This is a genomic window from Mycobacterium syngnathidarum (assembly GCF_001942625.1).
Taxonomy (GTDB): domain Bacteria; phylum Actinomycetota; class Actinomycetes; order Mycobacteriales; family Mycobacteriaceae; genus Mycobacterium; species Mycobacterium syngnathidarum.
In genome coordinates, this window is sequence record NZ_MLCL01000093.1 from 229764 (window position 1) to 254434 (window position 24671).

The window sequence follows — 24671 nt, forward strand, 5'->3', positions numbered from 1 at the left end:
GGGGTTTGAGCAGCTCACCGCCCGTCTCACGGCGCACAAGCCACAGCTTGGTATCGGTTGCGTCGCGGCACTGTCAGGGGTTGATTCCAGGTCGATTGAGATGCTGGTGCCAGGCGGCAGACCCTGGATACTCTCGGCCCCTAGTGACGAGATTGCCTGGTGAGGGCATGGTTTGTGGGAGGAACCGAGGATGATCGAGTTGGCCGGCCGGTGGCGGGTGGTGGCAGCGGGCACCGCCATCGGCGTCTCCGCGGTTGTGGGCTTCGCCGGTCAGACCGCCTCAGCCGAACCTCTACTGCCGGCTCCCGGCGTTCCCGGGCCGGTGACCGTGGCCCAGCCCGTCCCCGGTGCAACACCCGCGGTCCCGGCTGCAGCGCCGGCTGCCCCCGCAGTCCCCGGTGCGACAACCGCGGTCCCGGTGGCCGTGCCGGCCCCGGCGGCCCAGACCATCACCCCGGCCACCTCAGGCACCTTCGCGGAGTTCTTCAAGAGCAAGGGCGTCAAGATGGAGCCTCAGGTCAGCCACAATTTCAAGGCGCTGAGCATCGTCTTGCCGTTGCCGTCCGGGTGGACCAACGTGCCCGATCCGAACGTGCCCGACGCCTTCGCCGTGATCGCCGACCGTTCCAGCACCGACCTCTACACCCCCAACGCACAGGTCGTGGTCTACAAGCTCGTCGGCGACTTCGACCCGGTCGAAGCCATCAGCCACGGCTTCGTCGACACCCAGCAGTTGCAGAGCTGGCGCCCCACCGACATGGCCATGGGCTCCTTCAACGGATTCCCCTCGGCATTTATCGAAGGTAGCTACATGTCGGGCAGCCAGATGCTCAACACCTCGCGCAGGCACATCCTGGCCACCGCGGGTCCCGACCGTTACCTGGTGTCGTTGTCGGTGAATTCCTCAGCCGCCAACCAGGGTGTTTCCGCGGCTGCCGACGCCGCCGACGCGATCGTGTCGGGGTTCAAGGTCAGCGCCCCGGCCCCCGCCGCCGCGCCGCCGCCAGCTACCCCGGCCCCGGCCGCACCCGCGCCCGCACCGGGTTTGCCCCAGCTCCTGGGCCTGCAACGCTGAATCAGCGGCACCAAACCCGAGCTCGCAATACCGATCGGCGCCTCGTATTGTGTGGCGCATGCTGATCGCCGCGCTGCTGTGTTTGAGCGCCGCCGTCATCGTCGGCGTGTTCGGGCTGTGGTTGTTGACCAGACCTCGCACCGGTGATCCCGTGCGCTCGGTGCTGAGGGCAGTGGCCCCAACCCAACTGGCTGCCGCGGTGATGCTCGCCGCCGGTGGCGCCGCCGCCCTGGCCGCCGCACCCCACACCGGCTTGATGGTCGTCATGGTGTGCATCATCGGCGCTGTCGCCACCGTGGCGGCCGGCTGCTGGCAGAGCGCCAAGGCCGTGGCGGCAGCGGAGGCCGGCTCGGCTTCCGGTGCGGGCTGCGCCGGCTCGTGCGCCAGCTGCACGTTGTCGTGCAAGTGACGGACTGCGGGCAGCGCTAGTTGCGGCTCACGTCGATCGGATGTGTGGCCAGTAGCGACATCGGCAACGGCTGACGGCGCAGCACCCGACCCCACAGATCGATCCTCGGTTCGATCAGCACGTCCGACGGCAACGCCGAGAGCACCATCCAGTCGTCCCGTTCGATCTCGCCGTCCAGTTGTCCGATGGTCCAGCCGGAGTATCCGGCGAATATCCGCACGCCCTCGATGACCGGGGCCAGCGTGTCCGGATCCGCGTCGAGATCGACCATCACCACCCGGCCCTGCACGTGACGCAGCCCCGGAACGCCGTCGGCCTGCATGCCCACCCGCAGCGTCGCCAGGCACAACGCGGAGTCCCGCTTGACCGGGCCACCGATGAACATGGTCTTGGGTTTGGCGGTGAGCTTCGACCACTGCGGCAGCACGTTGTAGACGGCGGTTTCGCTGGGCCGGTTCAGCACGACACCGAGAGTCCCGCCGGCGTTGTGCTCGACGATGTAGATGACGCTGCGCCGGAACGTCGGCTCCAGCAGATCGGTGTTGGCCAGCAGCAGTGTGCCCGGCCGTACCCGGTGCGCCGCAGGTGCGATGAAATCCTCCGGATCTTCTGACTGCGCCACGCCCTACATCATGGCACCGCCATTGCCCACAGGGGGCGAACAAGCCCGGGCGCGGTCGGATTTCGGCACAGCTTTGTACTGTTGATCGGGTGATTCATGCTCGTGCTCCCCGTGCCCTGTGGCACTCACTGCGCGGCATGACCGAATTCCGCCGGCTGCTGGAGTTGCGTGCGGTCAGCCAGTTCGGCGATGGGCTGTTCCAGGCCGGGCTGGCCGGTGCGATCCTGTTCAATCCGGAACGCCAGGCCGAGCCGTGGCAGATCGCCGCGGCGTTCGCGGTGATGTTCCTGCCGTACTCGGTGCTGGGCCCGTTCGCCGGAGCCCTGCTGGACCGCTGGGACCGGCGCCTGGTGCTGATCGGGGCGAATCTGGGCCGGCTGATCGTGGTGCTGCTGGTGGGTACGTTGCTGGCCTTCGGAGCCGGCGACATCCCCATCCTGTGTTGCGCGCTGATCGTCAACGGGTTGACCCGGTTCGTCTCCTCGGGCCTGTCTGCCTCGCTGCCCGACGTGGTTCCGCACGACCGCGTGGTGACGATGAACTCGGTGGCCACCGCCGTCGGTGCGCTGGCAGCCTTTTTGGGCGCCGACTTCATGCTGGTGCCGCGCAAGCTGGTCGGCGCCGACGACACCGGCGCCTCGGTGGTGATGTTCATCGTGGCGCTTCCGGTGGCGCTCGCGCTGTGGTTGTCGGTGCGCTTCGGCCCCCATGTTCTCGGCCCGCACGAGAGCAAGCGAGCCATCCACGGCTCGGTGGTCTACGCGGTGGCCACCGGTTGGGTGCACGGCATCCGGACCGTCTGGGCCGTGCGCCCCGTGGCGGGAACGCTGGCCGGGCTGGCCGCCCACCGCATGGCCTTTGGGATCAACTCGCTTCTGGTGCTGGTGATCGTCCGGCACACCGACGATCCGGATGTGACCGGACTGGGCCTGGGTACCGCGGTGCTGTTCGTGGCCGCCGGCGGTGTCGGACAGTTCCTCGCCACGATCTTCGCCCCGGCGGTGATCGGCCGCTTCGGCCGCTACGCGACGGCCAACGGCGCATTGGGTTTCGCCGTGCTGACACAGCTGGTGGCGATCGGCCTGCACGTGCCGGTGATGCTGGCCTGTGGCTTCCTGCTCGGCGCCGCCGGGCAACTTGTGAAGCTGTGCGCGGATTCGGCGATGCAGCTCGATGTCGACGACGCGCTCCGCGGTCACGTGTTCACCGTGCAGGACGCGCTGTTCTGGATGTCGTTCGTCGCCGCGATCGCCGTGGCAGCCGCGGTGATTCCCGCTGACGGGCGATCGCCGGCACTGGTGGTCGCCGGTGCCGCGGCCTATCTCGTGGGCCTCGGCCTGCACGCGACGGTGGCATCCCGGAAACGGGTGTGACCCTCCGGTCTAGGCTGGCCGCCATGGTGAGCGCCGAGCCGATCGTGGCCGACTTGTCCGCCGAGAGCGATGAACTCGATGCCCTGGTGGCCGACCTGCCGCCCGAGCGCTGGGCCACGCCCACCCCGGCCGAAGGTTGGACCATTGCCCACCAGATCGCCCACCTGCTGTGGACGGATCGGGTGTCGGTCATCGCGATCACCGACCAGGCCGGCTTCGAGGCGGTCCTCGCCGAGGCGTGGAAGAACCCGACCGGATTCGTCGACGCGGCCGCCGAGGAACTCGCACTGACCCCGCCCGAGCAGCTGCTGGCCGAATGGCGGACCACCCGCGCGAGACTGCACACCGAGCTGGTGAACGTGGCCGAGGGCCGCAAGCTGCCCTGGTTCGGCCCGCCGATGAGCGCGACATCGATGGCCACGGCCCGCATGATGGAGACCTGGGCGCACGGGCTTGATGTGGCCGACGCTCTCGGCGTGCACCGGCCGGCGACCACGCGCCTGCGATCGATCGCTCACATCGGTGTTCGCACAAGGGATTTCGCGTTCACGGTGCATGAGCTGACGCCGCCGGCCGAGCCGTTCCGGGTCGAGCTTCGCGCGCCCGACGACACTCAGTGGGAGTGGGGTCCGCCCGATGCACAACAGCGGGTGACGGGTTCTGCCGAGGACTTCTGCATGCTGGTGACCCAGCGCCGGGCGCCCGCCGAACTGGACGTGAGAGCGGTGGGCGAGGACGCCGCCAAGTGGCTGACCATCGCACAGGCCTTCGCCGGACCGCCGGGGGCCGGGAGGGGCTGAGCGGTCGACTAGCGGGGATTCGATTCTGCGCCCAGGACGCGAAAGCTCAAGAGGCCCAGGCCGTCACGCAGAGTCAACACTCACGAAACGGCGTCGGCGCGGCCGTCCCCGTCCGTGTCGGCCAGCTTGAGGTCCCACCGCCCGTCACCGTCGGTGTCGACGTAGGCCAGACCCCCGGCCAACGCCCGATCGGCCCGCCCGTCCCCGTCCGCATCGAGCAGCCGGTCATCGACCGCGCCGTCGCCGTCGAAGTCGACCAGCGGCCCACCCGTCTGCTCGACGCCGTCCAACCCGAACCAGCGCACCTGCCCAGACCGGTCCACGCGCACCGCCCAGGTGCCCGAACCGTCGTCGGAGAAATAGCTTTCGGCCCGCCCGTCATCGTCGGCATCGAGCACGGCCCGCTCGGCGCTCCCGTCGCCGTCGAAATCGGCCATCACGTCGTCGATACGGCCGTCCCCGTCGAAATCCAGGCCGATGCCGTCCGGAGCGCCGTCGCCGTCCACGTCCACATCGGGAACCCCGGTGAAAATCGCCGCGGTGCCATCGGGTTCACCCAGGCAGTAGTCCATGACTGATCAGACGCACGATCAGCCCCTGTCGTTCCACCATTTCAACAATTCGTCGACGGCCTGCTCACGGGACAGCGGCCCGTGGTCGAGCCGGAGCTCCTTGAGGTACTTCCACGCCTCACCGACCTGCGGGCCCGCCGGGATGCCCAGGATCTCCATGATCTCGTTGCCGTCGAGATCCGGCCGGACCCGCTGCAGATCCTCCTTGGCCGCCAGCTCGGCGATCCGGTTCTCCAGATCGTCGTAATTGGCCTGCAGGCGCGCGGCGCGACGCTTGTTGCGGGTGGTGCAGTCGGCACGGACCAGCTTGTGCAGCCGGCCGAGCAGCGGGCCTGCGTCGGTGACATAGCGGCGTACCGCCGAGTCGGTCCACTTGCCGGTGCCCTTGTCGTCGGCGTAGCCGTGGAACCGCAGGTGGAGATACACCAGCTGCGACACGTCGTCGACCATCTGCTTGGAGTACTTGAGCGCCCGCATCCGCTTGCGGGTCATCTTCGCGCCGACCACCTCGTGGTGGTGGAAGCTCACCCCGCCGTCGGATTCGTGCTTGCGGGTGGCGGGCTTGCCGATGTCGTGCAGCAGCGCGGCCCAGCGCAACACCAGGTCCGGACCCTCGTCCTCGAGATCGACAGCCTGACGCAGCACCGTCAGCGAATGCCAATAGACGTCCTTGTGCTGGTGGTGTTCGTCGATGGCCATCCGCATCTCACCGACCTCGGGCAGCACCACATCGCCCAACCCGGTCTGAACCATCAGATCGACCCCGGCAACGGGATCCTTACCCAGCAGCATCTTGTCCAACTCGGCGGCGACCCGCTCGACGGTGATCCGCCCCAACTGCGGAGCCATCTCCAGCAGTGCCTCAAGAACCCGCGGCGCCACCTCGAACCCGAGCTGCGAGACAAACCTGACCGCACGCAGCATCCGCAGCGGATCATCGCCGAAAGACACCTGCGGCGCAGACGGAGTGTCGAGGAGCTTGGCCTGGATGGCCGCCAAACCGCCCAGGGGATCGATGAATTCGCCGATTCCGCCCGGCTGATCCGGGGTGATCCGGACCGCCATCGCGTTCACCGTGAAATCGCGGCGCACCAGATCGTCATCGAGGTTGTCGCCGAACTCGACGGTCGGATTCCGTGACACCTGGTCGTAGCTGTCGGCGCGGAACGTGGTGATCTCAAGCCGGTGCTCCACGCCGCCCATCCGCTTGCCCACACCGACGGTGCCGAACTCGATCCCGGTGTCCCACAGCGCGTCGGCCCACGGCCGCAGGAATTTCACCATCTGCTCGGGCCGGGCATCGGTGGTGAAGTCGAGATCACTGTGCGCGGTCAGCCGGCCCAGCAGGGCGTCACGCACACTGCCACCGACCAGATACAGCTCATGACCCGCCGCAGCGAACACCGCACCGAGCCCGTGCAGCACCTCGGCGCGCTCCTTCAACGAGACCAGGGCGCCCGCCAACAATTCGGCATCAGTAACAACAGCGTCGGACACGTTCGATGAGCCTAATGCTCGCAGTGTGGTCACAACCGGCGAGTGTGGCAGGAGGGCCACCCCGCGGCAGCTACTATCGCTTGGGTGTCGGACGGCGAACAGGCCAAACCACGACGGCGCCGCAGTCGGCGTCGTGGCCGTCGTCGTGCACAAAGGGCGGCGGGGCCGCCGGCCGGTGATCAGGGCAATGAAGCCGCCGCACCCAGCGAAGCGACGGCCGGCTCCACGACTCCCACCCCAACCCCTCGTGACCAGTCCAAGCAACACAAATCGCGACCGCGTCGACCCCCGGAGCGGCTGCGGACCGTACACGAGACCTCGGCCGGAGGTTTGGTCATCGACGGCATCGACGGCCCCAAGGACACGCAGGTGGCAGCATTGATCGGTCGGGTCGACCGGCGCGGACGGATGCTGTGGTCGCTGCCCAAGGGTCACATCGAACTCGGCGAGACGGCCGAGCAGACCGCGATCCGCGAAGTCGCCGAGGAAACCGGCATCCACGGTGACGTGCTGGCCGCGCTCGGCAGCATCGACTACTGGTTCGTCACCGAGGGCCGGCGAGTGCACAAGACCGTGCACCACTACCTGCTCCGCTTTCAGGGCGGAGAACTGTCCGACGACGACGTCGAGGTGACCGAGGTCGCCTGGGTCCCGCTGCGGGATCTGCCCTCTCGGCTGGCCTACGCCGACGAGCGCAAGCTCGCCGAAGTGGCCGGCGAACTCATCGACAAACTGCACACCGACGGTCCGGGCTCCCTGCCGCCGCTGCCCCGCAGCGCGCCTCGGCGCCGTCCGCAGACCCACTCACACGCCCGCAATCACCGCCGCGACGACCCTGCGCAACCCCAGCCCCGCCGGCGCACGAACGGATGCGGACAGGGACCGTGACCGCCGCCCCGGCGGTGCGCCGAGGGGTCTCCCTCCTCGCGCACACAGTGGTGCTTGTGGCGGTGGTGTTGCTGTTCTCGGTGTGGTCCACCGCGGCGCTGCCCGTGCTTCTGCCCCAAGCCGAAGCGAGCGAACCCGGCGAGCTGCCGTTCCTGCAGATCCGGATCGACCGCGTCACCCCGGACGTCGTCACCACCACCAGTGAGTCGACGCTGACCGTCAGCGGATCCGTGCTCAACGTCGGCGACCGCCCGGTACGCGACGTGGACATCCGGATGGAACACGCCAACGCCGTGACCTCGTCGAGCCAGCTGCGTACCGACCTCACCGGGGACGTCGCCCGGTTCGAGCCGGTGGCCGACTTCGTCACGCTGGCCCCGGAGCTGGAACGGGGCCAGTCGGTCGGATTCAACCTGACCTATCCCCTGCGCACCGACGGTTCCGGATCACTGCACATCACCGAACCCGGCGTCTACCCCGTGCTGATCAACGTCAACGGGACACCGGACTACGGTGCGCCGGCCAAACTGGACGACTCCCGCTTCCTGCTGCCCGTGCTCGGCGTGCCTCCCGACCGGCCCGCAGGCGAGACACCCGACTCGATGTCGGCGGCGGAGACACTCAGTTCGGTGGTGCCGCCGGACACATCGCAGCCGGTGCGCATGACCATGCTCTGGCCCCTGGCCGACCGCCCTCGGCTGGCCCCGGGGGCACCCGGCGGGACGACGCCCGTGCGTCTGGTCGACGACAGCCTGGCCGCCTCACTGGCTCCCGGCGGGCGGCTCGACACCTTGCTTTCGGCGGCTGATTTCGCCACCGGCCCGACCGTCGACTCCGGCGGCCAGATGCGCGCCACCCTGTGCCTTGCCGTCGACCCCGACCTGCTGGTCACAGTCAACGCGATGACCGGCGGCTACGTCGTCAACGACGGTCCCGACGCCGGGGCCGCCACCCCGACGCGCCCCGGCACCGGGCAGGAAGCCGCGATCGCCTGGCTGAACCGACTGCGTGCCCTGGCCACGCGGCTCTGCGTGGCACCCACCAACTACGCGCAAGCCGACCTGGCCGCCCTGCAGCGGGTCGGTGATCCGGGCCTGAGTGCGATCGCCACCAACGGCGCCGGCGACATCGTCGACCAGATTCTGGGCATCACCTCGGTCCGAGGAGCCAGCATCCTGGGCGACGGTCCGCTCACCCGGCCCGCCCTGGACCTGCTGGCGGCCCAGGGGCAGACGGTCAGCATCTCGGCCGCCCACATCACCGCTCAGGACTCCGAGACCGGGGCTCCCGAGACCGCCGACATCACTCCTCTGCGGTACCGGCCGGAAGTCGTGGCCGCCGGATTCGACCCGGCCGTCGGGGCCGCACTGGCCGGTGCGGGCACCGATCCGGTGGCACCGTCCTACCTGGACCCGTCACTGCAGATCCCGGTACGCCACGACTCGCAGACCGCACGGCGCCAGGACGCGCTGGGTGCGCTGCTGTGGCGCGGGCTCACCCCCACCGAGGAGCCGCGGACGCAGATCCTGATGCCACCGCTGGTGTGGTCGCTGGACGCCAACGACGCGCAGGCCATCCTGACCTCGGTGGCCACCACGATCCATGCCGGCCTGGCCGTGCCGCGCCCGCTGCCCGCGGTGATCGCCGAGAGCAGCGCCCTGCCGCCCGAACCCGTGGCCCCGCCGCCACCGGACACCCTGGGCGACCCGCGCGGCAACGTCGACCAGAACATCGACAGGGGTATCGCCGCGGTGGTCGGCCGGCTGTGGGGCCTGACCGCCGCGCTGACCACCGACGAGCGCACCGGCCTGACCGGCATGCAGTACACCGCGCCGCTACGGGAAGACACGCTGCGCGCGCTCAGCCAATCCGTACCGCCGGAGGCCCGCGAAGGGTTGGCCGAGCAGCGATTGCAAGCGGTCAGCCGCAGCGTGAACGACATGTTCAGGGCGGTGACGATCGTCAACCCGGGCGGGGCGTACACGCTGGCCACCGAACGCAGCCCGCTCCCGCTGGCCCTGCGCAACGACCTGCCGGTACCCGTACGGGTCCGGCTGCACGTGGACGCGCCGCCGGGCATGACCGTCACCGACATGGGCGAGATCGAGCTGCCACCCGGCTATCTGCCGCTACGGGTGCCGATCGAAGTTCACTTCACCCAGCGGGTGGCCGTCGATGTCAGCCTGCAGACCGCCGAGGGCGTCACCCTCGGTGAACCGGTGCGATTGTCGGTGCACTCCAACGCCTACGGCAAGGTGCTGTTCTTCATCACCCTGTCGGCCGGGGCGGTGCTGGTGGCACTCGCCGGGCGCCGGTTGTGGCACCGCTTCCGCGGTCAGCCCGACCGCGCCGACCTCATCCCCCCGGGCGAACACCCCGACCCGCTCGATGTCGCCATGGCGTTCAACGCCGAGCCCGGCACCGAAGACCGCGCCGAGCCCGCCGCCGCGCCGAGCTCTGAATCCAGTCCGGACCGACCCTGATGACCGTGCCCGACCACAACCCGACCCGACCCCCGAAAACACCGGCGCAGCCGGCCGGGCGCGCCGAGTTGTCCGATGCGGCGGTGGTGTCGCGCTCGTGGGGCATGGCATTCGCCACGCTGATCTCACGCATTACCGGATTCTTGCGGTTCGTGCTGCTCATGGCACTCCTCGGCGGGCCGCTGACCAGCTCGTTCTCCGTGGCCAACCAGCTGCCCAACATGGTGGCTGCACTCGTCTTGGAAGCCACCTTCACCGCGATCTTCGTGCCGGTATTGGTCCGCGCCGAACGCGACGATCCCGACGGCGGGCGGGCCTTCATCCGTCGGCTGGTGACCCTGGCCACGACGCTGCTGCTGGTCACCACGGTGCTCTCGGTGCTGTGCGCCCCGTTGCTGGTGAAGCTCATGCTGGGCAGCCACCCCGAGGTCGACACCCCGCTGACCACCTCATTCGCTTACCTGCTGCTGCCGCAGGTGTTGTTCTACGGCCTGACGTCGGTGTACGGCGCGATCCTCAACACCCGCAACATCTTCGGCCCGCCGGCCTGGGCGCCGGTCGTCAACAACGTCATCGCCATCCTGACGCTGGGCCTCTTCGTCCTGGTGCCCGGCGCGCTGTCGGAGAACCCGGTTCAGATGGGCACGGCCAAACTGCTGGTGCTCGGTATCGGCACCACCCTCGGCGTCGTGGCCCAGGCCATGGTGCTGTTTGTGGCCATCCGGACCGAGCGGGTCAGCCTGCGGCCGCTGTGGGGTATCGACGACCGGCTCAAGAAGTTCGGCGGCATGGCCGCGGCGATGGTGCTGTACGTGCTGATCAACCAGATCGGGTTCATCGTCGGCAACCGGATCGCGAGCAGCGCGGCCGCTTCCGGGCCGGCCATCTACAACTACACCTGGCTGGTCCTGATGTTGCCGTTCGGGATGATCGGCGTCACGGTGCTCACGGTGGTGATGCCGCGCCTGAGCCGCAACGCCGCGGCGAACGACATCCCTGCCGTCCTCGACGATTTCTCCCTGGCCACCCGGTTGACCATGGTGACGCTGATCCCGATCGTGGCGATGATGACCGTCGGCGGCCCGGCGATCGGCAGCGCCCTGTTCGCCTACGGCAGGTTCAGCGCCTCCGACGCCGGTTACCTCGGCATGGCGATCACCCTGTCCTCGTTCACCCTCATCCCCTACGCGCTGGTACTCCTGCAGCTGCGGGTGCTCTACGCGCGGGAGCGACCGTGGACTCCCATCGTGATCGTCGTGGTCATCGCCGTCGTCAAGATCATCGGTTCGATCGCCGCGCCGCACGTCACCGACGACCCCAGCATGGTGGCCGGGTACCTCGGCCTGGCCAACGGCTTGGGATACGTGGCCGGAGCGATCGCGGGCTACCTACTGCTGAAAGCCAACCTGCGGCCGGGCGGCGGACAATTGCTGCGTCCCGCGGTGATCCGCACGATCCTGGTGACGGTCGCGGCGTCATTGATCGCCAGCCTGGTGGCGCACACCGTCGACCAGCTGCTGGGGCTGGAGTCGCTGACCACGGCCGGCGGCGCCGCCGGATCGATGCTGCGCCTGATCACACTGGGGCTCATCATGGTCCCGATCATCGCCGGCGTGATGCTCGCAGCCCGCGTGCCCGAGGCTCACTCGGCGTTGGACATGATCCGACGCCGGCTCGGGCGAGGGCGTGTCGCGCCGAGTCCGGGGGCAGGACAGGTAGCCGCGCAAACAATCGCGCCGCCCGTCAGACCGCACCCCGCATCGCCAGTCACGTACCCTGATCAGAGGAATTCTTCTCCCAGCGGGTGGCCGCCAAGCCCGGCAGCCGCCGGAGGCGGGACTCCGGCAGGTGTTGCCGGGGCGGGGATGTGGAAAGGATCACCGGTGACCGACGAATCTACGGACGGCCCGGCAGCGAACACCGCCTCGAGTTCCGGGATGACAACCGAGACGACGAAGTTGCCGCGTTCGGCCGCCGACGAGTTCCAGCCGGACGTGGCCCCCGACGGCCCGGAAGACAGCACCCCACCAGACACGGGTGACACCTCCGATGACGCGGCCGGTGGCCACACCAACGGAGCGACGCGCCCGCTCACCGATTTCGGCGGTGACCCGACCCGTGAGCCGATCTCGTTCGCCCCGCCCAACGATGCCGGACTCGATTCGGCAGATGACGACGTGCACCTGATCCCGGGGGCCACCATCGCCGATGGCCGCTACCGGTTGCTGGTGTTCCACGGCGGTCCCCCGCACCTGCAGTTCTGGCAGGCGCTGGACACCGCGCTGGATCGCCAGGTGGCATTGACATTCGTCGACCCGGACTCGACCCTGCCGGATGCCAAGGTTCAGGAAATCCTTTCGCGCACCCTCAAACTCAGCCGTATCGACGTTCCCGGGATCGCTCGGGTGCTCGACGTGGCCCACAGCGGATCCGGCGGGCTGATCGTCTCGGAGTGGATTCGTGGCGGCTCGCTGGCCGAGGTGGCCGATACCTCGCCGTCCCCGATCGGTGGCGCCCGGGCCATCCAGTCGCTGGCCGCGGCGGCCGAGGCCGCCCATCGCGCCGGCGTCGCCCTGTCGATCGACCACCCGGGCCGGGTTCGCGTCAGCATCGAAGGCGATGTGGCACTGGCCTTCCCGGCCACCATGCCCGACGCCACCCCTGACGACGACATCCGCGGTATCGGAGCCGCGCTCTACGCACTGCTGGTCAACCGCTGGCCACTGCCGGAATCGGGCGCCCGCAGCGGGCTGGAACCGGCTGCACTGGACCAAGCCGGCCAACCGGTCGAGCCGCGCGCCATCGATCGCGAGATCCCGTTCCAGATCTCGGCGGCAGCCGCTCGCGCCGTCCAGCCCGGTGGTGGAATCCGCAGTGCACCAACGCTTTTGAATCTGCTGCAACAGGCCACCGCGATCGCCGACCGGACCGAGCTGCTGGGGTCGGTGGAAGAGACCCCCGCGCCGGCCGCCCCGGTCCGGGCACACGAGACGCCCGAGGAGCACGAGGCCGCCGAGGCGCGGCGCCGCAAGGGCCTGATCATCGGCATCAGCGTGGGCGCCGGCATCATCCTGGTCGCACTGCTGGTATTGGCTTCGGTGCTCAACAGCATCTTCGGCGATGTCGGGGGCGGGCTGAACCGCGATGAGCTCGGCCTCAACGCGCCATCGGCGAGCAGTGAGGAAACCACGGACGATTCCACCGCGGCCAGCGGCAGCACGGTGAAACCCGTTCGCGCCACGGTGTTCTCACCTGAGGGCGAAGCCGACTCACCATCCACGGCGGGGCAGGCCATCGACGGTGACTCCAGCACCGCGTGGTCCACCGACACCTACTCGGATCCGGCTCCGTTCCCCGGGTTCAAGAACGGTGTCGGCCTGATGCTGCAGTTGCCGCAGCCGACCGTGATCGGCTCGGTAACCCTCAACGTGACGAGCACCGGCACCTCGGTGCAGATCCGCTCGTCCCAGTCCGCCAACCCGTCGTCACTCTCGGACACCACCGAGCTGACCCCGTCGACCCCGCTGAAGCCCGGCTCCAACACCATCTCGGTGAACAAGGAATCGTCGACCTCCTACGTGCTGGTCTGGATCTCGACGCTGGGCACCGTGGACGGCAAGAGCCGTACCGACATCTCCGAGATCACCCTCAAAGCGGCGTCCTGACCCGCCATCCCCAGCCAATTCAGCTCCTTGACCAGGCGTTATATCGGGTCGGGCAAACAAGTGTCCAGGCCGCGGCCCGACAACGTTTAAGTTCAGCGTGTGGGAAGGTTCGGGGGAGCCGGCAAGCCGGCCACAGGGCAGCCGCGGGGGCACGACACCGCCACACGTTCTGACGCCGAGCTGCTCGCCGCCCACGTCGCCGGGGATCGCTACGCGTTCGAGGAGCTCGTCCACCGACACCACCGGCAGTTGCGCCGCCTGGCCTTTCTGACCAGCCGCCATCACGAAGACGCCGACGACGCGGTGCAAGAGGCCCTGCTGTCCGCTCACCGCACCGCCGCGTCGTTCCGCCACGACTCTGCGGTCAGCAGTTGGCTGTACCGGATCGTGGTCAACGCCTGCCTGGACCGGGTGCGCCGGTCGCGTACCCAGCCGGCAGCGTCGCAGTACGAGTCCAGCCACCTGCTGCACCTACACGACCCGGCCGGTGACCCGGCACCACGGGTGGCCACCGCGATCGTGGTGGAGCGGGCCCTCATGCAGCTGCCGGTCGAGCAGCGCGCCGCCGTGGTGGCCGTCGACATGCAGGGCTATTCGGTGGCCGAGACGGCGAAGTTGCTCGGGGTGGCCGAGGGCACCGTGAAGAGCCGCTGCGCCCGCGCCAGGCACAAGCTGGCGCGGCTGCTCCAGTATTTTGAATCCGATGAACGGCAGCACGCCCCGAGTGCCGTCGGACGGCCCGATTCCTGCTGACCTGCTGGCCGACCTGCAGGCCGGGCTGCTCGACGACGCCACCGCCGCGGATGTCCGTCGGCGCGTGCGCACCGACCCGGTGGCCGGCCCCCAAGCCAGGAGCAACCTCGCCGCCCTCGATCGGGTGCGCCGCGACCTGCGCGAGCTGGGGGCGGATTCACAGTCGGCTCCCCCGGTGCCCGCCGAGGTCAGCGCTCGACTGTCCGAAGTGCTGCGGGCTGAACCGGCACCGGCTCCACCGGCACGACGCTGGAAGTCACTAGCCGCTGTCGCCGGTGTTATCGCGGCGACAGCGGCCGCGGTGCTGGGCGTGGCCGTACTGCTGCACCCGGCGGATGAGGTGGCCTCGACACGGGTCAGCCTCGGCCAGATCACGGTGTCACCGCCGCGTTCCGGGGTCGGCCTGTCCGAAACCCAGATCCTGGGCCTGCTGTCGAAACCGCCCGACCTGGGACCGCTGACCGACGCGAAGCGCCGCACCGCCTGCCTCACTGCACTGGGGTACCCGACCGGAATCGCGATCCTGGGCGCCGAGCCGATCGAGGCCGCCGGTCAGCCCGGGGTGCTGGTGCTCGTACCCCCGAATCCGCCCGATCCGCCCGAATCCGTCGTCGCCGTGGTGCTGCCCGCGGACTGCGCCGCCGGCCACACCGGCCCCCTGGCCCAGACCGTGGTGAAACGCCCGGTGAAGCGCCCGTAGTCTGTCCTACGAACTCACCTGGGAACACATCCGGCCTAGGCTGACGTTGCAACCCGTGCCGAGTACGGCAGAAAGGCTTACATGTCCAACTCAGCGACGGTTCACGACGTCATCATCATCGGTTCCGGCCCCGCCGGATACACCGCAGCGATCTACGCGGCCCGCGCCCAGCTCAAGCCGCTGGTGTTCGAGGGCTCCCAGTTCGGTGGCGCATTGATGACCACCACCGAGGTGGAGAACTACCCGGGATTCCGCGAAGGCATCACCGGTCCCGAACTGATGGATGAGATGCGGGAACAGGCCCTGCGCTTCGGTGCCGACCTGCGCATGGAGGACGTCGACGCCGTCGACCTCACCGGTCCGGTGAAGTCCGTCACTGTCGGCGACGAGACACACCAGGCCCGGTCGGTGATCTTGGCGATGGGTGCCGCGGCGCGGCACCTGGGTGTCCCCGGCGAAGAGGCCTTGACCGGTATGGGCGTGAGCACCTGCGCCACCTGCGACGGATTCTTCTTCCGCGACGAGGACATCATCGTCGTCGGTGGCGGCGATTCTGCGATGGAAGAGGCGACGTTCCTCACTCGCTTCGCCCGATCGGTGACGCTGATCCACCGCCGCGACGAGTTCCGGGCCTCCAGGATCATGCTGGAGCGGGCCCGCGCCAACGAGAAGATCACCTTCCTCACCAACACCGAGATCACCCAGATCGAGGGCGATCCGAAGGTGACCGGAGTTCGGCTGCGTGACACCGTCACCGGCGAGGAGTCCAAGCTCGAGGTCACCGGCGTGTTCGTGGCCATCGGTCACGATCCACGTTCGGAACTGGTGCGCGGGCAGATCGATCTCGATGACGAAGGCTACGTGCAGGTCAAAGGCCGTACCACCGCAACCACACTCGACGGCGTGTTCGCCGCGGGCGACCTTGTCGACCACACCTACCGCCAGGCCATCACCGCTGCGGGCAGCGGCTGTTCGGCGGCGATCGACACCGAGCGCTGGCTCGCCGACAACGACTGACCCCCAATAGATTTCGACCCGACAGGAGAGTTCCATGAGTGCGGACAGCGCGACAGTAACCGTCACCGACGATTCGTTCTCCACCGATGTCCTGACCAGCAGCACGCCGGTACTGGTGGATTTCTGGGCCACCTGGTGCGGTCCGTGCAAGATGGTCGCCCCGGTGCTCGAGGAGATCGCCGGCGAGAAGGCCGGTGAGTTGCGGGTCGCCAAGATCGACGTCGACGCGAACCCTGCCACCGCCCGCGACTTTCAGGTGGTGTCGATCCCCACGCTGATCCTGTTCAAGGACGGCGAGCCGGTCAAGCGCATCGTCGGTGCCAAGGGCAAGGCCGCGCTGCTGCGGGAAATCGCCGACGCACTCTGACCTCACGCACACCCCGGATACGCCTGGCGTTTTCCGGTATGTGGCCGAAGTCTGAGACAATGCTGGCTAGCTAGTCCGGCAGACGGCCGGAGACCAGCATGGAGGGGCCGAATGTCGAGTCTGCGTCGCGGTGACCGTGGCGGAGCAGTCACCGAGATCCGGGCAGCGCTGGCGGCGTTGGGTCTGATCGACAATCCTGACGCCGACCTGAGCACCGGTAGACATGTTGCGCTCGACGCATTCGACGACGAGCTCGACCGCGCCGTTCGGGCATTTCAGCAGCACCGCGGCCTGTTGGTCGACGGAATCGTCGGGGAGGCCACCTATCGCGCCCTGCGCGAAGCCTCCTACCGGCTCGGTGCCCGCACGCTGACCCACCAGTTCGGCGCGCCCATGTACGGCGACGACGTGGCCACCCTGCAGGCCCGCTTGCAGGACCTCGGTTTCTATACCGGCATGGTGGACGGCCACTTTGGTCTGCAGACCCACAATGCGTTGTCCTCGTATCAGCGGGAGTACGGGCTGTACCCCGACGGTATCTGCGGGCCGGAAACGTTGCGCTCGCTGTACTTCCTGGGTTCACGGGTGACCGGCGGGTCGCCACATGCGATCCGCGAAGAGGAGCTGGTACGCCGCTCCGGGCCGCAGCTGTCGGGTAAACACGTCATCATCGATCCGGGCCGCGGCGGAGCAGACCACGGCATGATCATGCACGGGCCCGACGGACCGATCAGCGAAGCGGACATCTTGTGGGACTTGGCAAGTCGGCTGGAAGGCCGGATGACCGCGATCGGCATGGAGACGTTCATCTCACGGCCGGCCAACCGCAGCCCAATGGACCCCGAACGTGCCGCCACCGCGAACCGGGTTGGCGCCGACCTGATGATCAGCCTGCGGTGTGAGAGCCAACGCTCCCCTTCCGCCAACGGCGTGGCCTCGTTCCACTTCGGCAATTCACACGGTTCGGTATCGACCATCGGCCGCAACCTCGCCGACTTCATTCAACGAGAAGTTGTGGCCCGCACCGGGTTACGCGATTGCCGGTCTCATGGCCGGACTTGGGACCTGCTGCGTCTGACCCGGATGCCCACTGTCCAGGTCGACATCGGATACATCACCAATCCCCACGACCGTGGCCTGCTGCTGTCCACGCAGACCCGTGACGCAATCGCCGAAGGCATCCTGGCTGCCGTCAAACGCCTCTATCTCCTGGGCAAGAACGACCGTCCGACAGGAACTTTCACTTTTGCCGAGTTGTTGGCACATGAGCTTTCGGTGGAACAGGCGAGCCGCGGCGCGTGAGCGCCGGTTCAGCTTGAGCGCGTGAGCGCCGGGGACCCGGCAGTCGTTTCGTCATGTGACGTCCACCGTCGCTCGGCACGTGGTCCGTCCGGATCCAGTGGCGCGCAGTTGGTCGCCATCGCGCTGCAACTCAGTGAGCTACGTGCCACGCCTCGGGAAGTAGTCCGTCAGCTGTTCGGGTTCCTACTGTGGCGCAATGCCTTTGGCTCCGAACCCGGATGACGACATGCCGGCCCCGATCGGAATCTCGATCCGCGCGTTCTCCAGCAGGCGCTCAAGCGCCGCCTCGACTTCGGCCTTCCAGCCGAGTCCCTTGTCGAGTTCCAGACGTAGCCGTGGGAAGTACGGGTGCGGTGCGACCACCGTGAAGCCGACGTCTTCGAGAAAGTCGGATGTCAGCATGCACTCCTCGACGGAGCAGTCCCCCAGCACCGCCACCACCGGCGACAGCTCGGCGGGAAGCTTGCCGGCCTCGGACATCTCGGTCACGGCCGCGGTGTAGCCAAAGGCTTCCAATGCCCGAACTCCACGCCGCACCAGATCGTTGACCACTGCGGCGAGCAGACTCTGCGACAGCAACTCGCGATCGTCGGCGCACTCCACACCTACCGCGGTCAACAGAATCGCGTCAGCGCTGACCGGCGCGGTGGGAAACAGTCGGGCGCGTGGCACCGCCCCCGGTGGCGCATAGAAGGCGAAGCCCAGACAAGGATCGTCGACGATGTCGGGCGCAGTCCAGTCGCTCTCCGACGCCGGTACCCCCAAATTGGCCACACCGGCGCGAGTCGTCAGGTCGATCTCGACATCGGGGCCGGAGCCTCTCTGGTCTGCCGGCTCACCTTCCGGATGGTCCGCGCGAGCCGTGACGGCGAGCTGACCGCACGACCCCCACTCGAGCATCACCATCGAGAGCCAGGCTTCTTTCTCGAACTCGGGATCTGTCAGGTGGTCGTCACCCACCGTCGACGGGTCTACTTCCCAGAACACACATCGCCGCGCGTGCTTGGGCAGCTGCTCGAAGCCCTCGAGCCGAAGCGGCGTGATTCGTGCTGTCACTGAGGTCCCTGGCTTTCACACTTTGTGCGTGGCTGCCCTTCAAGAATAGGAGAGTCCACCAGAGTCAGCCCACTGCGCCCCGAAAATGTCATCGAGCCCCGCCTTCAAAGTGAAATGCTATGTCGCACAATTGCTTTGCGTTATGTGGTGCTCACGACTGCGGGCGTTGGTCACTGTTGTGTCACAGTGACGGAACAACCTGGTGTCCTTGGTCGTGGGTTTTCAGTGCTCTTCTGCGCTCATCAGTTCGACGATTCGCTGTAGATCGTCGACCGAGCCGAACTCGACCACGATCTTGCCTTTTCGTTTGCCGAGACTCACGGTCACCTTCGTGTCGAACGTCGACGAGAGCCGTTCAGCAACGTCCTGGAGGCCGGGCATCTGGATCGGCTTGCGCCGCGGCGCCGGTGGCGCGCTATTGCCCTCACGGTTGGCCAGTGTGACGGCCTCCTCGGTGGCCCGCACCGACATGCCTTCGGCGACGATCCGGGCGGCCAGCTCCTCCTGCTTCTCCGCTCCCCCTTCCAGAGAGAGCAGGGCCCGAGCGTGCCCCGCCGAAAGCACGCCGGCTGCCACTCGACGCTGGACGGCGATCGGCAGGCGCAGCAGGCGGATCATGTTGGAGATCAGGGGCCGGGAGCGTCCGATCCGGGCGGCCAGTTCATCGTGGGTGACTTCGAACTCGTCGAGTAGCTGTTGGTAGGCCGCCGCCTCTTCCAACGGGTTGAGCTGTACGCGGTGGATATTCTCCAGCAGCGCGTCACGCAGCATGCTGTCGTCGCCGGTCTCCCGGACGATCGCCGGGATGGCATCCAGCCCGGCCTGCTGGGCGGCCCGCCAGCGCCGCTCCCCCATGACCAACTGGTAGCGGGATTCACCGTTCTCCTCGACCGCGCGGACCACGATCGGTTGCATCAATCCGAACTCGCGGATGGAGTGCACCAACTCGTTCAGCGCCTCTTCGTCGAACACCTGGCGGGGCTGACGCGGATTCGGCTGGATCAGGCTGGGATCGATCTCGCGGTAGGTGGCACCGACATCGCCGGCAAGTACCGGGCCCTCCCCGTCAGGTTCGGGGGGTGTCGTGACCGAGACCGGTGTTCCCCCGTCACCCGGGGTCGCCGACGGGCCGAGCAGAACATCGGCCGCATTCGCGCCGATCCGCGGGCTCAGAGCATCGGTGCCGTCCTCAGCGGGACCGGTCGGAATGAGGGCTGCCAGTCCCCTGCCCAGGCCACTCCGCTTCCGTGCCGGCTGATTCATGGTCGTCTCCTGCTCATCGCTACCGTCCGCTGTTTGTCTGCTGCTGCTTGGTTACTGGCGTCTAATGCACGTGTTACTGCCCGCGGGGCGGGGCCCCGCGCTCTGCGATCTCACGGCTGGCGTCGAGATAGCTCAACGCACCGCGAGATCCCGGATCGTAATCAAGGATCGTCATCCCATAGCCCGGGGCTTCCGACACCTTGACGCTCCGCGGGATGACCGTGCGCAAGACCTTGTCCCCGAAGTGCTCCCGCACATCTTCGGCAACTTGATCCGCCAGCTTGGTCCGTCCGTCATACATCGTCAGTATCACGGTGGACACCGACAGCTCGGGGTTCAGATGTGCCTTCACCATCTCGATGTTGCGCAGCAGCTGACCCACCCCCTCCAGCGCGTAGTACTCGCACTGGATCGGGATCAGCACCTCGGGAGCGGCCACCAACGCATTGATGGTGAGCAACCCGAGCGACGGCGGGCAGTCGATGAACACGTAGTCGAAGTTGTGGTTGGCCAGAGCGGCCAGCGCTCCCCGCAACCGTCCTTCACGGGCCACCATGCTGACCAACTCGATCTCGGCGCCGGCCAGATCGATGGTCGCGGGAATGCAGAACAACCGGTCGCTGTGCGGACTCTGCTGCAGCGCCTCCTCCACCGGGATGTCGCCGAGCAGAACCTCGTATGAGGACGCCGTCCCGGGACGGTGCTCGATGCCGAGCGCGGTGCTGGCATTGCCCTGCGGATCGAGGTCGATCACCAACGTCCGCAACCCCTGTAGCGCGAGCGCGGCCGCGACGTTCACCGCGGTGGTTGTCTTGCCCACGCCGCCCTTCTGGTTGGCGATCGTGAATACGCGTTGGCGCGACGGCCGGGGCAGCTGCCCGTGCGAGGTATGCAGTACCCGCGTCGCCTGCTCTGCCTCTGCGGCAATCGGGGTGTCCATGCTGGCGTCCGCGGCCCACGCGGTCCCGTCCCCGTTGTTCCATGTTTCACGTGAAACCGTTTCACGTGAAACGGCGGGCGTAGCATCCGCGCCAGCGGTTGCCTGCCGATCAGAACCCATCCTCATCTCCTGCCCGATCTCCCCCGCGACCCGGAGGCTCTGCCCGTTGACCGGTTGCCCGGTCTTACCGCCACGCGCCGCACGGCGACGACGGTTACGGGCGGGTTCAAATAGTTCACGCCACATTTCACCACCCTGGCATCGACCGCACCCAGGGAAGCCATCACACGCCGATGCTCATCGATCTCAGCCTCGGCTCGCTCGCCCTTGAGGGCGAGCATCCGTCCGTCCACGCGAAGCAGCGGCATGCTCCACCGCGTCAACTTGTCCAACGAAGCGACCGCGCGCGAAGTCACCACATCCATCTCGCCGACGGATTTACGAACCTCAGCGTCTTCTGCCCGACCACGTACCACTGTCACCTCGAGGCCCAACTCTTCGACCGCCTCGCGCAAGAACTCGCTGCGACGCAGGAGGGGCTCGATCAACGTGACGTGGATGTCGGGGCGCGCCATTGCCAACGGGATACCCGGGAGGCCGGCGCCGCTACCGATATCGGCGACGCGCTCATCGGGAGCCAGGAGCTCTCCGAGAGCCGAGCTGTTGAGAATGTGTCGATCCCAGAGCCGATCCATTTCGCGCGGACCGATCAGACCCCACTCGACACCGGCACCGGCCAGAATTGCCGCGTACCTTTCGGCGGTCTCCAGGCGATCCCCGAAGACCCCCGCCGCGGCGTCCGGTGCCGCGGGGACCGGTCCATGTTTCACGTGAAACATCCTCCGCACTCCCTACGGCACCGTCGCCGCAAACGAACTACACCTTTGTAACTAAAACTCAGCCCAGCAGAACAACGACGCGGCGCGACGGCTCCACGCCCTCGCTCTCGCTGCGGACGCCATCGACTGCCGCGACCGCATCGTGAACGATCTTGCGCTCGAACGGTGTCATCGGGGCCAACTCTTCACGTTCGCCCGACTCGAGCACACGACGGGCCACCTTATCGCCCAGTGCCGCGAGCTCATCGCGACGGCGACGGCGCCACCGGGCGATGTCCAGCATCAGCCGGCTGCGTTCACCGGTCTTCTGGTGCACGGCCAGTCGGGTCAGTTCCTGAAGCGCATCGAGCACCTCGCCCTTGCGTCCGACCAGCTTGCTCAGATCGCCCCCGCCGTCGATGCTCACCACGGCGCGGTCCCCCTCGACGTCGAGATCGATGTCGCCATCGAAGTCCAGCAGATCGAGCAGCTCCTCGAGGTAGTCGCCGGCGATCTCGCCTTCGGCGACCAGTCGCTCCTCCAGGTCGTCCTCGCTCTTGGCCGCGGGCTGTGAGGCCTCCTCCAACTCGGCGTCGGGCTCGGTCGTCTGTGCGTCCGTCATATCGGTCTTCTCCCTACTTGTAGCCAGTGTGTGAACTGGTCACCGTTTCCGCTTCTTCGGGCGTGCACCGGGCTTGGGTGTGCGACTCACGCTCTGCCCTCCCGATCCACTGGCCGTATCGCTCTTGTTCTCCGTCTGCGTCGCGTCAGCAGCCGCCTCGGTACCGGTCGCCTCGCCGGTCTCCGCCGGTGTCCCAGCGTCGGCCTTACGGGCCCGATTGGGCTTCGCCCCGGGGGCCGGCGCGTTCGCAGATCGCCGTTCGAGCGCCTCGGCCTTCTTGGCTTCTTCTTCTTTCTCGATCATCCCGAACACGTAGTGCTGCTGGCCGTAAGTCCAGATGTTGTTGGCGAGCCAGTACATGATCACGGCCAGCGGCAGGAACGGCCCACCGACAACGACGCCGAGGGGGAACACGTAGAGCGCCAGCTTGTTCATCATCGCGGTCTGCGGGTTGGCGGCGGCCTCCACACTCTGACGCGCCACCGAGGCCCGGCTGTTGAAGTGGGTGGCGATGCCCGCCAGGATCATGATCGGCACACCGACCGCGATCACGGCCAATCGATTGAATTCGGTAAACGCCTCGAGGCCATGTTGCTGAATCATGGTCGCGCCGAGCGGGGCACCGAACAGGTTCGCATCCAGGAAGTGCCCGACGTCAGTCGCGCTGAACACATAGTTGCCCAGTGACGCGTTCTCTTCGACTGAGAGTCCTAGCTGACCGATTCCGCTCTGAGTGCGGTTGAACGACCGCAAAACGTGAAACAAGCCCAGGAAAACCGGCACCTGCGCCAGCATCGGCAGGCAGCCCAGGATCGGGTTGAACCCGTGCTCGCGTTGCAGCTTCTGCATTTCCAGCGCCATGCGCTGGCGGTCCTTGCCGTACTTCTTCTGCAGCGCCTTGATCTGCGGCTGCAATTCCTGCATCTGCCGCGTGGTGCGGATCTGCTTGACGAAGGGCTTATAGAGGATCGCGCGCAGGCTGAAGACCAGGAACATCACCGACAGTGCCCAGGCGAAGAAGTTCGACGGGCCCAGCAGGAAGGCGAACGCCTTGTACCAAACCCACATAATCGCCGACACCGGGTAGTAAATGATGTCCAGGCTGAACCAATTAAACACGCGACTTGCTCTCCCCTCGGTTCTCTGGGGTTTCCCAGACCAGGTTTTCTGCGGCTATCTCGCCGGACACGCTCTCATCAGACGTGCAGGATTCATGATCGTGCGGGCACCGGTCCGGGATGGGGTCCCATCCGCCCGGGTGCCACGGTCCGCATTTCAGCAGTCGGATCACCGTCAACCACGTACCGCGAACCAAGCCGTATTCGGTGAGGGCGTCGACCGCGTACTGGCTGCAGGTCGGCATGAATCGACACGACGGCAGTCGCAGCGGAGAGATGGTGTGACGGTAGAGCTGAATCAGGAAGATCGCGCCGCGGGCAGCACCGGCACCCGCTCTGCGGATCATGGCGACGTCCTGCGCCGCGCCTCAAGGCGCTCGAGAGCGCGATGCAACTGCTGTTCCAACCGCGACGACGGCACGTGGCTGCTGCCCGCGCGGGCTCGGATCACCACGAGGTCGGTGGCGTCCAGTTCGGGTATCACGGTGCGGGCCACATGACGCAGCCGCCGGGACACCTGGTGACGTTGCACGGCGTTCCCGACGGCTTTGGACACGATGAGACCGACCCGCGGGCCGGTAGCGTCCGTCCCTTCGTGTAGCGCGTGTACGACAACGTCTGGTTGAACCGCACGTACGCCACGACTGACGGTGGCACTGAACTCCGCGGACCGCCTCATCCGGTTTCGAGCCGGAAGCACCGCGCTAGATCCTGCCTGCGAGCCGCAGTATCACGCAGTGAGTGCGCGACGGCCCTTGCTACGACGGTTGGCGACGATGGCGCGGCCGGCGCGGGTGCGCATCCGCAGCCGGAACCCATGCACGCGCGCACGGCGGCGGTTGTTGGGCTGGTAGGTCCGCTTGCCCTTGGCCACGGCAATCTCTCCTTGTTCCGTTTGGTGCCCGCTCTCACCGACACCGAAATGTCGCCAAGAACACGGTCACCGTGCAAGCTCGGTTTAAGCTCGTCCGTCGTGCTTTACTAACCGGCGCGTTCTCCGGAACATCCCGGGCGCAGCCGTATCGCCACGTGCGGGCGACTGCTCGAGGGTACTGATGAGATTTCCCTCGGTCAAACCTGCGCCGAACCGCCAGAATCATCGGTATCCGATGTTGCAGAACTGTTGGCACATCGAGAGAAAACTGTTAGCTTCTGGCAATGCCGTTCTGAGCCTGGATCGGCCCCGGACAATAAGATGAGGGCGTCGCTCCGCCGCAAGCCTCACAGCATGTGACGAACCCGGCCCACGACGCTCTCACGCAGAGACAACAGAGCGACGACGACTGTCCTTTCTCCACAAGCTGTGGATAAATATGTGGACAGTTCGTCAT

General features: G+C 67.4%; 24 protein-coding genes. 12 read left to right on the top strand and 12 right to left on the bottom strand.

Translation table 11 applies throughout. The features are described from left to right. Positions 1 to 190: 190 nt before the first annotated feature. Both BKG60_RS30810 and BKG60_RS30815 read left to right on the top strand, forming a co-directional pair. Positions 191 to 1075, top strand: coding sequence for an LpqN/LpqT family lipoprotein (locus tag BKG60_RS30810; protein WP_075910471.1), 885 nt, complete (start codon positions 191 to 193; stop codon positions 1073 to 1075). A gap of 58 nt (positions 1076 to 1133) precedes the next feature. Beyond that, a complete protein-coding gene (locus BKG60_RS30815) occupies positions 1134 to 1484 on the top strand; it encodes a hypothetical protein (RefSeq protein WP_044514280.1) in 351 nt (116 codons plus the stop codon). Positions 1485 to 1500: 16 nt separating this feature from the next. Here the strand turns inward: BKG60_RS30815 and BKG60_RS30820 are convergent, their stop codons facing one another. Then, positions 1501 to 2106 (bottom strand): YqgE/AlgH family protein, encoded by a 606-nt coding sequence (locus BKG60_RS30820; protein ID WP_070945591.1) that lies wholly within the window; start codon positions 2104 to 2106, stop codon positions 1501 to 1503. An 89-nt stretch (positions 2107 to 2195) separates the two neighbouring features. On the opposite strand from BKG60_RS30820, the gene BKG60_RS30825 reads away from it, so the two are divergent. Together BKG60_RS30825 and BKG60_RS30830 are read left to right on the top strand one after the other, a co-directional pair. After that, complete coding sequence (locus tag BKG60_RS30825; protein WP_075910472.1) at positions 2196 to 3479, top strand: MFS transporter; 1284 nt, start codon at positions 2196 to 2198, stop codon at positions 3477 to 3479. Between the two features lie 23 nt (positions 3480 to 3502). Then, on the top strand, positions 3503 to 4279 hold the full coding sequence (locus tag BKG60_RS30830) for a TIGR03084 family metal-binding protein (RefSeq protein WP_075910473.1): 777 nt from the start codon (positions 3503 to 3505) through the stop codon (positions 4277 to 4279). An 80-nt stretch (positions 4280 to 4359) separates the two neighbouring features. Here the strand turns inward: BKG60_RS30830 and BKG60_RS30835 are convergent, their stop codons facing one another. Then, a complete protein-coding gene (locus BKG60_RS30835) occupies positions 4360 to 4851 on the bottom strand; it encodes a pullulanase (protein WP_070187693.1) in 492 nt (163 codons plus the stop codon). 18 nt (positions 4852 to 4869) lie between these two features. Then, a complete protein-coding gene (locus BKG60_RS30840; RefSeq protein WP_075910474.1) occupies positions 4870 to 6348 on the bottom strand; it encodes a CCA tRNA nucleotidyltransferase in 1479 nt (492 codons plus the stop codon). A gap of 84 nt (positions 6349 to 6432) precedes the next feature. Here BKG60_RS30840 and BKG60_RS30845 point away from each other — a divergent pair, with 84 nt between their 5' ends. The 8 genes from BKG60_RS30845 to BKG60_RS30880 all read left to right on the top strand — a co-directional run bounded on the left by BKG60_RS30845 (position 6433) and on the right by BKG60_RS30880 (position 17523). Next, positions 6433 to 7236, top strand: a complete 804-nt coding sequence (locus tag BKG60_RS30845) for an NUDIX hydrolase (protein WP_075910475.1) — start codon at positions 6433 to 6435, stop codon at positions 7234 to 7236. Next, on the top strand, positions 7233 to 9719 hold the full coding sequence (locus BKG60_RS30850; protein ID WP_083650390.1) for a DUF6049 family protein: 2487 nt from the start codon (positions 7233 to 7235) through the stop codon (positions 9717 to 9719). Before BKG60_RS30845 ends, BKG60_RS30850 begins: the two co-directional genes overlap by 4 nt. Next, positions 9719 to 13384: a murein biosynthesis integral membrane protein MurJ gene (gene murJ / locus BKG60_RS30855; protein ID WP_075910476.1), complete on the top strand. Its 3666-nt coding sequence runs from the start codon at positions 9719 to 9721 to the stop codon at positions 13382 to 13384. The genes BKG60_RS30850 and murJ overlap by 1 nt, the downstream gene beginning before the upstream one ends. A gap of 99 nt (positions 13385 to 13483) precedes the next feature. Next, positions 13484 to 14137, top strand: a complete 654-nt coding sequence (gene sigM / locus BKG60_RS30860; RefSeq protein ID WP_075910477.1) for an RNA polymerase sigma factor SigM — start codon at positions 13484 to 13486, stop codon at positions 14135 to 14137. Further along, positions 14088 to 14837, top strand: a complete 750-nt coding sequence (locus BKG60_RS30865; RefSeq protein WP_075910478.1) for a hypothetical protein — start codon at positions 14088 to 14090, stop codon at positions 14835 to 14837. Before sigM ends, BKG60_RS30865 begins: the two co-directional genes overlap by 50 nt. A gap of 81 nt (positions 14838 to 14918) precedes the next feature. Beyond that, positions 14919 to 15854: a thioredoxin-disulfide reductase gene (gene trxB, locus BKG60_RS30870; RefSeq protein WP_070187688.1), complete on the top strand. Its 936-nt coding sequence runs from the start codon at positions 14919 to 14921 to the stop codon at positions 15852 to 15854. Positions 15855 to 15888: 34 nt separating this feature from the next. Further along, the gene (gene trxA / locus BKG60_RS30875; protein ID WP_019344858.1) at positions 15889 to 16221 is read left to right on the top strand and encodes a thioredoxin; all 333 of its coding nucleotides are present in this window, start codon (positions 15889 to 15891) and stop codon (positions 16219 to 16221) included. 111 nt (positions 16222 to 16332) lie between these two features. Continuing rightward, on the top strand, positions 16333 to 17523 hold the full coding sequence (locus tag BKG60_RS30880) for an N-acetylmuramoyl-L-alanine amidase (protein WP_070187687.1): 1191 nt from the start codon (positions 16333 to 16335) through the stop codon (positions 17521 to 17523). A 183-nt stretch (positions 17524 to 17706) separates the two neighbouring features. Here BKG60_RS30880 and BKG60_RS30885 read toward each other — a convergent pair whose 3' ends face one another. The 9 genes from BKG60_RS30885 to rpmH all read right to left on the bottom strand — a co-directional run bounded on the left by BKG60_RS30885 (position 17707) and on the right by rpmH (position 24214). Then, entirely contained in the window at positions 17707 to 18579 is an 873-nt protein-coding gene (locus BKG60_RS30885) for an acetyltransferase (RefSeq protein WP_075910479.1), read from the bottom strand. Positions 18580 to 18801: 222 nt separating this feature from the next. Further along, the gene (locus BKG60_RS30890) at positions 18802 to 19842 is read right to left on the bottom strand and encodes a ParB/RepB/Spo0J family partition protein (RefSeq protein WP_070185764.1); all 1041 of its coding nucleotides are present in this window, start codon (positions 19840 to 19842) and stop codon (positions 18802 to 18804) included. Positions 19843 to 19915: 73 nt separating this feature from the next. Then, positions 19916 to 20782 carry a ParA family protein gene (locus BKG60_RS30895; RefSeq protein WP_234998218.1) on the bottom strand — a complete coding sequence of 289 codons (867 nt, stop codon included), beginning with the start codon at positions 20780 to 20782 and terminating at the stop codon, positions 19916 to 19918. A 122-nt stretch (positions 20783 to 20904) separates the two neighbouring features. Further along, complete coding sequence (gene rsmG / locus BKG60_RS30900; RefSeq protein WP_075910480.1) at positions 20905 to 21621, bottom strand: 16S rRNA (guanine(527)-N(7))-methyltransferase RsmG; 717 nt, start codon at positions 21619 to 21621, stop codon at positions 20905 to 20907. A 58-nt stretch (positions 21622 to 21679) separates the two neighbouring features. Then, on the bottom strand, positions 21680 to 22222 hold the full coding sequence (locus tag BKG60_RS30905) for a Jag family protein (protein WP_070185767.1): 543 nt from the start codon (positions 22220 to 22222) through the stop codon (positions 21680 to 21682). A gap of 39 nt (positions 22223 to 22261) precedes the next feature. After that, the gene (gene yidC / locus BKG60_RS30910) at positions 22262 to 23290 is read right to left on the bottom strand and encodes a membrane protein insertase YidC (RefSeq protein ID WP_239252632.1); all 1029 of its coding nucleotides are present in this window, start codon (positions 23288 to 23290) and stop codon (positions 22262 to 22264) included. Positions 23291 to 23333: 43 nt separating this feature from the next. Then, positions 23334 to 23687 carry a membrane protein insertion efficiency factor YidD gene (gene yidD / locus BKG60_RS30915; RefSeq protein WP_070185769.1) on the bottom strand — a complete coding sequence of 118 codons (354 nt, stop codon included), beginning with the start codon at positions 23685 to 23687 and terminating at the stop codon, positions 23334 to 23336. Next, positions 23684 to 24040: a ribonuclease P protein component gene (rnpA, locus tag BKG60_RS30920; protein WP_070185770.1), complete on the bottom strand. Its 357-nt coding sequence runs from the start codon at positions 24038 to 24040 to the stop codon at positions 23684 to 23686. Before rnpA ends, yidD begins: the two co-directional genes overlap by 4 nt. A gap of 30 nt (positions 24041 to 24070) precedes the next feature. Next, a complete protein-coding gene (gene rpmH / locus BKG60_RS30925) occupies positions 24071 to 24214 on the bottom strand; it encodes a 50S ribosomal protein L34 (protein WP_003883350.1) in 144 nt (47 codons plus the stop codon). Between the last annotated feature and the right edge of the window lie 457 nt (positions 24215 to 24671).

Bases quoted from the DNA above. Each gene is read 5' to 3' on its own strand.
- BKG60_RS30810 (WP_075910471.1), top strand. From the start codon at position 191: ATGATCGAGTTGGCCGGCCGGTGGCGGGTGGTGGCAGCGGGCACCGCC.
- BKG60_RS30815 (WP_044514280.1), top strand. From the start codon at position 1,134: ATGCTGATCGCCGCGCTGCTGTGTTTGAGCGCCGCCGTCATCGTCGGC.
- BKG60_RS30830 (WP_075910473.1), top strand. From the start codon at position 3,503: ATGGTGAGCGCCGAGCCGATCGTGGCCGACTTGTCCGCCGAGAGCGAT.
- BKG60_RS30835 (WP_070187693.1), bottom strand. From the start codon at position 4,851: ATGGACTACTGCCTGGGTGAACCCGATGGCACCGCGGCGATTTTCACC.
- murJ (WP_075910476.1), top strand. From the start codon at position 9,719: ATGACCGTGCCCGACCACAACCCGACCCGACCCCCGAAAACACCGGCG.
- BKG60_RS30865 (WP_075910478.1), top strand. From the start codon at position 14,088: ATGAACGGCAGCACGCCCCGAGTGCCGTCGGACGGCCCGATTCCTGCT.
- trxB (WP_070187688.1), top strand. From the start codon at position 14,919: ATGTCCAACTCAGCGACGGTTCACGACGTCATCATCATCGGTTCCGGC.
- trxA (WP_019344858.1), top strand. From the start codon at position 15,889: ATGAGTGCGGACAGCGCGACAGTAACCGTCACCGACGATTCGTTCTCC.
- BKG60_RS30880 (WP_070187687.1), top strand. From the start codon at position 16,333: ATGTCGAGTCTGCGTCGCGGTGACCGTGGCGGAGCAGTCACCGAGATC.
- BKG60_RS30890 (WP_070185764.1), bottom strand. From the start codon at position 19,842: ATGAATCAGCCGGCACGGAAGCGGAGTGGCCTGGGCAGGGGACTGGCA.
- BKG60_RS30895 (WP_234998218.1), bottom strand. From the start codon at position 20,782: ATGGACACCCCGATTGCCGCAGAGGCAGAGCAGGCGACGCGGGTACTG.
- rsmG (WP_075910480.1), bottom strand. From the start codon at position 21,621: ATGTTTCACGTGAAACATGGACCGGTCCCCGCGGCACCGGACGCCGCG.
- BKG60_RS30905 (WP_070185767.1), bottom strand. From the start codon at position 22,222: ATGACGGACGCACAGACGACCGAGCCCGACGCCGAGTTGGAGGAGGCC.
- yidC (WP_239252632.1), bottom strand. From the start codon at position 23,290: ATGTGGGTTTGGTACAAGGCGTTCGCCTTCCTGCTGGGCCCGTCGAAC.
- yidD (WP_070185769.1), bottom strand. From the start codon at position 23,687: ATGATCCGCAGAGCGGGTGCCGGTGCTGCCCGCGGCGCGATCTTCCTG.